Annotated in this window: 1 protein-coding gene; it reads left to right on the forward strand. The window is 52.3% G+C overall.

Features of this window, described 5'->3' with window-relative positions:
* Positions 1-1,006: hypothetical protein (locus tag KH813_RS06850; protein ID WP_303994587.1), on the forward strand; the 1,006-nt coding region annotated here is incomplete at both ends.

Below are 1,006 nucleotides of genomic sequence, written 5' to 3' on the forward strand. Positions count from 1 at the left end.
ATTACGGTACATTATCATCGAAAGCGTTAGTGCGCGGTGATTATGCGCAAGCGGCGGAAATGAAAGAACGGCAATTGTATCATGCGTATCTTGCCAAACACGCGGTGATGCAGGAACAACAGGTGGATAAAGATATTCGCCGGTTGCGTGAAAATCTTAAACGAATGACGCGTTCGCAGCAGCCGATCCGCCTTGACACGCAAGCGCGGTATTTTGTGCATCATTTAATGTATCAGTTAGGACTGACGGGAACAGACGCGCAAGCGCCGATTGACGGCTTCGAGATGTCCTCGATTGAAGAATTATTGAATCCGGATATGGCGTTTGGCTTGGGCGGTGATCCGGTTATTTCTCCGGCTTTGCGGGCAATGTTTGCAGCCGACGGACGAAACGAAAAGACATGGCGGCAGATGCCCTTTGAAACGTGGGAACAGACGGTGCAGGTACTGCAAGCGGTTTACACGGCAGGGCGGCGCATGCATGACGGTTTGGCTATTGTCCGCAAGAACGGCGAACGCGTAAGCATCGCCGACGCGGCGAATGAATTGGCCCTTAAACTTAAAAAGCGGTACGGGGAAGATAACAGAGATTTGCGACAGATCCGTAACGACATGACGCGCGCGGACCGTATGGAACAACTTGCGGGCGAATTGGTAACGCAGCTTATTAAGCCGGAAATTATCATGAACCGGTTAGACGGTCGGGCGGCAGGGGTAAAGATTGATGATGATTCATTTCATCGCTTTATCTATGATCCGATAGCGCGCGCGGCGACACGCAAGCGCGAAATGACGGCCGACGCGAAAAGGACTTTGAGCAGGATATTCGAGCGGCGCTATTCACGCAATGAGATGCGCACGATGCGCCAAGAGCGAAAATACCAAGTCGGCAATAGACGGGCGTACACAAAAGAAGAAATATTGACGGCGGCGCTGAATTGGGGCGCGGCGGAAAACAGAAAGCGCGTACTGCATACGTTTGGCGTTGACGAGCAGACAATGGACGC

This window comes from Negativicoccus succinicivorans, from assembly GCF_018373335.1.
Classification (GTDB): Bacteria; Bacillota; Negativicutes; order Veillonellales; family Negativicoccaceae; genus Negativicoccus; species Negativicoccus succinicivorans_A.